Source organism: Terriglobales bacterium (assembly GCA_035937135.1).
In the GTDB taxonomy this organism is placed as follows: domain Bacteria; phylum Acidobacteriota; class Terriglobia; order Terriglobales; family Acidobacteriaceae; genus DASYVL01.
On sequence record DASYVL010000118.1, the window covers coordinates 1 to 7,339 of the forward strand.

The 7,339-nt window shown below is 64.3% G+C and carries 5 protein-coding genes; 4 read left to right on the top strand and 1 reads right to left on the bottom strand.

Going from position 1 to position 7,339, the window contains the following annotated elements; genetic code table 11:
* From VGQ94_07070 to VGQ94_07085, 4 genes are all read left to right on the top strand, one after another.
* On the top strand, positions 1 to 1,561 hold a 1,561-nt coding region (locus VGQ94_07070; protein HEV2022276.1), incomplete at its 5' end, for a hypothetical protein.
* Between the two features lie 113 nt (positions 1,562 to 1,674).
* Positions 1,675 to 2,880, top strand: coding sequence for an aminotransferase class I/II-fold pyridoxal phosphate-dependent enzyme (locus VGQ94_07075; protein ID HEV2022277.1), 1,206 nt, complete (start codon positions 1,675 to 1,677; stop codon positions 2,878 to 2,880).
* Between the two features lie 131 nt (positions 2,881 to 3,011).
* Positions 3,012 to 4,910: a LysM peptidoglycan-binding domain-containing protein gene (locus VGQ94_07080; GenBank protein HEV2022278.1), complete on the top strand. Its 1,899-nt coding sequence runs from the start codon at positions 3,012 to 3,014 to the stop codon at positions 4,908 to 4,910.
* A gap of 130 nt (positions 4,911 to 5,040) precedes the next feature.
* Positions 5,041 to 5,409, top strand: a complete 369-nt coding sequence (locus VGQ94_07085) for a hypothetical protein (protein HEV2022279.1) — start codon at positions 5,041 to 5,043, stop codon at positions 5,407 to 5,409.
* 72 nt (positions 5,410 to 5,481) lie between these two features.
* Here VGQ94_07085 and VGQ94_07090 read toward each other — a convergent pair whose 3' ends face one another.
* A complete protein-coding gene (locus tag VGQ94_07090) occupies positions 5,482 to 6,198 on the bottom strand; it encodes a S24 family peptidase (GenBank protein HEV2022280.1) in 717 nt (238 codons plus the stop codon).
* Between the last annotated feature and the right edge of the window lie 1,141 nt (positions 6,199 to 7,339).

Consider the following 7,339-nt stretch of genomic DNA (forward strand, 5'->3'; position numbering starts at 1 on the left):
CCCGTGGAAGGACGGCAAGACGGTATTTCGCGCCAGCCTAGGGATGTTCTACGACAACCCACTGCTGGGGCTGAGCTTTCTGGGCAATGCGACCGACGGGGTAGGCACGCCGCAGTTGCTGTTGTTCGGAGGCACGCCCTGCTCCACGGTAGCGCCGCCGGTGCCTTCGCTGACGCTCAACGCGACCAACGTGTTCCAGGGAATCCTGAGTCGACCGACCTGCCTGGGTGCGGCGGCGGCGGGCAATATGGGATACCTGCCGGGCGAGCAGCGCTTCGACCCGTTCTTCGCCAATTCTACGTTCATTAACCAGAACTACCTGAACCCAGCGACCTTCCAGCCGCTGCTCTCGCAGCCCTTCGGCTTTCCCACCGGCAAGGGATTCGAGCATGCATATGCGGAACAGGCGGGAGTTTCCTTCGAGCACGACTTTGGTGGCAACTTCGCGCTGACGCTCTCCTACAACTACACGCACGGCGTGCATCTGAACCGGCCCATCAATGCCAACCCGGTGCGGGGCGACCTGCTGGTGCAGAACTGGTTCAATGCCGTGAACGCCGGCCTAATCCCGGTCACCACCTCTCCGCTGTCGGTGACAAGCTGCGGTGTTTTTCCCACAGGCGGTGGACCGGTGAACGTAGTGCCGGCGTCGCTGGTGAGCTTCTTCCGTCCCTCCGGCATCAACCCCTCGATGGCACCGGTGTTCGGAGGCCCGTGCACAGCCTTTGCCAGCGGAGTGATCGCCGCCGAAGGCTTGGGGCTGGGCGTGACCGTGCCCTTCAGCGACATGGTGGCCAACTTCTCCAACGGGAGCTCGGTGTACCACGGCCTGACGGCGCAGATGCGCAAGCGCTTCAGCCGCAAGTACGAGTTCCTGGCGTCGTACACCTGGTCGCACACCATCGACGACTCCACCGACCTGCAATCGCTACTCGCCCCGCAGGACAGCTTCTTCCCCTTCAAGGAGCGGGCCAGCTCCACCTTCGACCAACGGCACCGGCTGGTGCTGAGCGGCGTGTACCAGAGCGGAAAGCTCTCGGGAGACGGCTTCTTCAGCAAGTTATTCAGCAACTGGACGGTGGCGCCCATCATTGAGGTAGGGTCGGGCCGGCCGTTCACCATCCTGACGGCGGAGCCGGTGAACTTCCAGTTCTCGCCCAACACGGCGCGACCCAACGTGGTGCCGGCGGGCACGGCCACGAACGCGTGCGGCTTCCCGGCGCAGCCCTCGTCCCTCTCGCCCAGCGGATTCTTCCAGACCCCGTGCTTCGTTAATGCGGCGCTTTCCAGGAACATCACCCTGGAGGCGCTGGACGGCAACCTGCCGCGCAACTCGGCGCGGCGTCCGTACACGGTGTTCACCGACTTCCGTGTGGCGCGGCGCTTCCACGTAACCGAGCGGCTGAAGCTGGACGCCATGACCGACATGTTCAACCTCATCAACCGCTTCAACGTGGCGGACGTCAGCGTGCTGTGCTCCTCCACCTCGTGCAACGCGGGGCAGCCTGTGGCGTCGTTCGACCCGCGGCAGTTCCAGTTCGGGCTGAAGCTTTCCTGGTAGTCGGAGCAGAGATTCAGACCGGGGCCTCGGCGAATGCCGGGGCCCGTTGTTTTGCGGGGGAGAGGGCCGGGCGCGCTTCTGCTGGGCTATGATGAGTTGCCTCTGAGGAATCCATGAGTCGCCGCCTAACCGCCGTCGGCGTCCGCAAAGCGCGCGCCGACTCCACTCACTGCGTCCATGCAGGCGAGGAGCGCCACGGGCAGCGGGCGTCCCTGGCCACCGACATCGCCCAGACCGCGGTCTTCGTCCTGCCGGAGCTGGACGCGCTGCGCCGCATCTCCGAGGGGAAGGATCAGGGCTACATCTACACCCGCTACGCCAACCCCACCACCGAGGCGGCGGAGAAAAAGATCGCGGCGCTCGAGGGCGGCGACGGCTGCGTCGTGACGGCGAGCGGCATGGCAGCCATCCTGGTGACGGTGCTGGCCACCTGCCGGGCGGGCGACGAGATCGTCTCCATGCTCGACATCTATGGAGGCACGCTCAAGCTCTTCGAGGACGTGCTGGCGCGCTTCGGGATCCGCACGCGCTTCGTCCCGTACAAAGACCTGGGCAAGCTTCCGCGGTTCTTCAGCAAGAACACTCGCATGCTGTTCCTGGAGACGCCCACCAACCCCACACTGCGCTGCGTGGACGTCGCGAAGCTGGCGGCCGTGGGGCGGAAGCGCCGGGCGTGCGTGGTGGTAGACAATACCTTCGCCACGCCTATCCTGCAGAAGCCGCTGGAGCTGGGCGCGGATGTGGTTGTGCACTCGGCCACCAAGTACCTGGGCGGGCACAGCGATGTGACAGCGGGCGCCATCGTGGGCTGTGCTGTATTCATCAAAGAAGCACGGCAAGCCATGCTGCAATCCGGGGCATCGCTGGCGCCGTTGGCTTCGTACCTGCTCACTCGTGGACTGAAGACGCTGGAGCTGCGGGTGGAGCGCGCCTGCCGCAGCGCGGAGCGCATCGCCGAGGCGCTGCGCCGCCATCCCAAGGTGCGGCGGGTGATGTATCCCGGATTTCCCGAGAACGAAGGCCACGAGGCCGCCCGGCGGCAGATGCGCGACTTCGGGATGATGGTGGCCTTGGAGATGAAAGGCGGCGGCCCCGCCGCGGAGCGGTTCATCGACGGGCTGAAGCTCTGGTACCTGGCCACCAGCCTGGGCGGGGTGGAATCCACGGTCTCCTATCCGCTGCTTTCCTCGCACGTGGGGACCTCGCGCGAGCGGCTGCGACTGATGGACGTCTCGGAAGCGACGGTGCGGCTTTCCGTCGGCATCGAGGATGCACAGGACCTGATCGCCGACCTGCGTCAGGCCCTGGCGCGAGCGTAAGCGCATTTTCCTTCGTGGTTCGCGTGACCTTGGCGCGATTGACCCGTCAAATCAGAGCATAGTACGATGCGGCTACTTCGATTCTCCTCGACTCTGGTTCGGCCACACTGGGCCGCTGACTCTCTGAGGTTATGACGCTGCGCAAACCGTACTTGCTCTTGCCCGTTCTTGGCGGCCTGGTCCTGGGGCTTTCCTCCTGCGAGACCGCGGAGAGCAAGCGGCACACCGCCACGCCGCCGCCCGCGGCTACCGCGCCCGCGCTCACCGCATCCCCGGCGCCTGATCCGCCTGCCAAGCCGCAAGAGAAGCCGGCTCCCAAGGCGGACCCGGTCGAAGCCCTCATCGCGCAGGCGGAGAAGGAGTACAAGGCTGGACAGGAGAACTACAGCGCGGGGCACCTGGATGCCGCGAAGCAGAACTTTGACCGCGCCGTGACCCTGCTGCTGGAGGGTCCGGTGCCGGTGAGCTCCGACCGGCGGCTGCAGCGCGAGTTCGAGAAGATTGTGGAGGGAGTCCATGGACTGGAGCTGCTGGCGCTGAAGGAAGGCGACGGCTTCAACGAGCAAAAGGCGGAACCGGCGCCCATCGACGAAGCCAGCGAAGTCACCTTCCCGGTGGATCCGAACTTCGCCAACCGGGCCACGGCGGACGTGAAGTCCACGCCGTCCGACCTGCCGCTGGTGATGAACGACATCGTGGCCAGCTACGTGAACTTCTTTTCCCGCAGCCCCAAGGGGCATGGCACGGCGGTGCATTCGCTCACGCGCGCCGGGCGCTATCGCGAGATGATCTCGCGCATCCTGAGGGAAGAGGGCGTTCCGCAGGATCTGATCTACCTGGCGCAAGCCGAATCCGGGTTCAAGAACCTGGCGCTCTCGCGCGCCGGGGCGCGGGGCATGTGGCAGTTCATGGCCGGGCGCGCCAGCGAGTACGGCCTGGAGCGCAACTGGTGGGTGGACGAGCGCCAGGACCCGGAGAAGGCCACGCGGGCTGCGGCCCGCCACCTAAGGGACCTGTACACGCAGTTTGGGGACTGGTACCTGGCGCTGGCGGCGTACAACTCCGGCCCGGGGAACGTGCAGAAGGGCGTGGAGCGCACCGGCTACGCCGACTTCTGGGAGCTCTATCGCCGGGACGCCCTGCCCCGTGAGACCAAGAATTACGTGCCCATCATCATCGCCGCCACCATCGTGGCCAAGAATCCAGCACAGTACGGCCTGGACAACGTCATCCCGGAGGTCGCGCCGGAGGTGGATACGGTCACGGTGGACTATCCCGTGGACCTGCGACTGGTGGCGGCGTGCGTGGACGGCTCAGTGGAGGTTCTGCAGGAGCTGAACCCCAGCCTGCTGCGCATGACCACGCCCAAGCAGGCCTCCTTCGACCTGAAGCTGCCCGGCGGCACGGCGGAGAAATACCAGGCGGCAATCGCCGCCATCCCGGTAGACAAGCGAGTGTCGTGGCGCTACTACAAAGTCGCCCCCGGCGACACGCTGCAGAGCGTGGCAAAACGATATCGAACGAGCGCGGCCGCCATCACCGACGCCAACGACCTGGAGGGCGGCGAACTCGCGCCCGATAGCAAGCTGATCCTGCCGATGGCGCCGGGCCGCAGTCTGGATGATCCCGAGCACATGGCCTTCTCCAAGCGGCCGACCCGCTACCGCGCCCGCAAGGGCGACACGGTGCTCTCCGTAGCCGACGACTTCGGCGTCCCCCCTGCGAACCTGCGCAAGTGGAACCACCTCAAAGGCAACGAGTTGCGCAAGGGCCGCGCGCTGGTGATCTATCGCCCGGCAGGGGAGAGCGAGGCCGGTGGCAGCTCGGGGAAACCCTCCAAGTCCCGCAACAAGAGCGGGTTGCAAACCTCCCAGGGCGGGAAGCAGGTCCACATCGTCAAGCCGGGCGAGACCCTCTTCAGCATCGCGGCCGCCAACAACACTACGGTCGAGGCGCTGCGCCGCGACAACCGGCGGGCCCCCACTCACCTGCAGCCCGGCGACAAGCTGGTCATCCACCGCGAGCCCTGAGCGGTTGACAGGCGAAGCGCGGTTGCTATAATCCGCGCCGGTTTGCGCGCAGGCGGTTTTCCGGCCTATAGTGGCCTCTCGCCGCGCTACCGCTCAGCCACAGAACCCGGCTGCGATTGCAGGAGGAGACATGAGCTTCCCCGACGAGACCCTCTACAGCCGCAACGATGACGACATGGAGGACTACGGCGACATCGGCGCCTACGACGACTCCGTGGAAGAGGAGTACGAAGAAGAGGAAGAGGAGGAGATGGGCGAACCTGCGGCCCTGACCCCCCGCGGCGGCGCCATGACTCCGGTCGCCCGCGGCACTGTGACTCCCAGCATCAGCAAGCCGGCGGGCGCTCCCCCGCGCCAGGCGGCCCCGAAGAAAAAGGCGGCCAAGAAGAAAAAGAAGAGCGGGAGGAAGAAGCCCAAGAGGTCCACGCGTCGCGGGCACAAGAAGCCGGCGAAGAAACGCGGGAAAAAGAAAGCCGCGAAGAAGAAAAAGGCCGGGTGACGCCGCTGAAAGCCTTCTAGCAAACAAAAGACCGCGGCCAAGAGCCGCGGTTTTTCATTTCTCCTGACAGCTTCAGGTCTCGATGGTCACGTGGCAGACGCGGCCGACGATGTAGTCGGCGAAGGTCTTGTCCTCCTCGATGGTGATCACGTCCACGGGATAGGCCTGGTTGTGGGGGCGCAGCACCAGGTTCTTGCCCGCCAGCTCCAGGTACTTCACGGTGCAGCCGCCCTCCTTCTTCACCGCGTACATATTCTGCTCGCTCTTGCGGTAGGGCTTGAGCGAGTTGTAGTGGCGGTCCACCAGCACGGTGGCGCCGGGGAGCAGGCGGGGATACATGCTCACGCCGTCGCGGGCGTCCACCTTGACCAGCACGAAGCGGCGCCAGTCGTCGCGCACCGTCTCCGGCTCGGCCCGCAGCTTCTGCAGGAAACTCTTCTTGAACTTGAGGATGTCCTTCACGTTCTCGTTGGTGATCAGGGGCTCGCCCGCGGCTACCTCGCCCTCCACCAGGAGCACGTTCTCGAACTCGCCCTCGGTGGGGGGCAGAATGCTGGCGCGCTTGTTGATCTCGTCCGGGTCGAGCAGGTCGAGCGCGGACATGTGCTGCACCGTCAGCACCTTATCCATGCCGGCGATGCTCAACTGCCGCTTGCGGTTCAGGAAGTTGGAAATGTGCGCCTGCTTGAAGCCGGTCTGCTGGGCCAGCCTCAGGCCGGTGAGCTCGCCCGCCTCGATGCGCGCCCACAGCGCCTTACGAAGGTTCTCCTGCATCGCCTTGACTTTCATGCCCTGTTTATAACAGATGGCTATATGGCATGCAAGTCTAATAACGCAAAGGGAATTAAGTTATTGACAAGCGGCTCGCTGGCGCATATACATGTAGCTATACCGCCTGAGCGAGCTGTTCCTGGAGGCAGAACTGCTCCGCCCTCTTCCCTGTTAAGCAGCCCGTCATCAACTTTACGGGTGTCATGGCTGGGGGGCGGCCCTGAGGCGTATAATCCGCGCCGCCATGACAACAAAGTGCTGGGGCGTGGAGTGTTTCAACTGCCGCGCAAAAATCGTAGTCGGCACATACCCGGTGACCGACCCCCACGAAGTTATTGACGCTCAACTCCCTAAGTCTCCGATTCCCTGTTCACAAGTGTGGCGAGGGGAGCACCTATCTTCAAGCGTGCCTAATTCACTTTCTCGCGCCAGACGATAAGGGGTGATCGCATTGCGGGTTCGGGTGCTTGTCCCCCGTTTTGTACCTCTGTCCTGTCACGGCTCCTCCAATCTGTGCCCCTTAGTCCGGGTAATTCCGGAATAGGTCGATGCACTCGGGCGTGTCATCCCACACCTTGGTATCGAACTTCACACTTACCGTCCTGCAAAGCTGCCCAGTCTTCGTGTCCAACGCCATGGTCCCGGGGACGGGAGTGGCCGCAGGAACGGGTAAAAATCTCTGGTATTTCGGCGTCTGCATGTTGGTGGGCGTTGGGTTCTTGTAGGGGTCACAACCCACAAGCAGAGCTAAGACGAATACCTCTATCGCAAGCAGCGGCGTTCTCATCCCTGCACCTCGCGCAGCGCGAGATTGTACAACGGAGGCGGGAGATGCACCGCCACTCGCCGCCATTCGCCGCGACTCACCGCCACTCGGCCCTTGGTTAGTCAGCTATATTAGGCCCAATAGATTTCGCCGCAGGGTGGCCCTCTTACCCATGCCGAACTGCTATCCTTAACTTAGGTAGGAAAAAATGGAATCTTCCGGGGCGCGCAGGTAGCGCCCCATCTTTTTTGCATCTGCATTCGTCTCCTCACATGTCCAAGCAGCCGAAGAACGGCAAGCTCCGCTCGCCCGAGACTGCGGGGGAGCCTCTCCCTCCGGAGCAGGCCACACGCAAGGCAGTGGCCGCGGTGTTCCGCGACTTGGGCCTGATTG